The sequence below is a fragment of the Caballeronia grimmiae genome (genome assembly GCF_000698555.1).
GTDB classification, from domain to species: Bacteria; Pseudomonadota; Gammaproteobacteria; order Burkholderiales; family Burkholderiaceae; genus Caballeronia; species Caballeronia grimmiae.
Genome location: NZ_JFHE01000158.1, coordinates 1 through 308, shown reverse-complemented (window position 1 = coordinate 308; position 308 = coordinate 1). Strand labels below are relative to the sequence as shown.

General features: G+C 58.8%; 1 pseudogene. It reads right to left on the bottom strand.

The features are described 5' to 3' along the window. Positions 1–230: pseudogene (locus BG57_RS31070) on the bottom strand (alpha/beta fold hydrolase); the annotation flags it as partial. Positions 231–308: the final 78 nt, after the last annotated feature.

Sequence of the window (308 nt, the reverse complement as noted above, 5' to 3'; positions counted from 1 at the left end):
TCCGCGCGATCCTGCATGATCCAATGGCCTGTGTTGGTCCATACATCCACCTTCGATTTTGGATGCGAGAACCAGGAGCGCATGCGGTTCGCCTGCTCGGGGTCGCGGCACATCTGATAGAAGGGAACGGTAAGGCTCTTGCACAACGTTGCGCTCCCTTCTTCAATGCCGACCTGATCGTCGCCAAAAAACAGCGGACCGAACGACTCGCGCACGACATGCACTGGCATGCCCTGGACGCGTCTCGCGTGCCAACGCTTGAATGCCGGCTCAGTGATGCGGTCATAGACAAGCTGGAACAAGGCCGG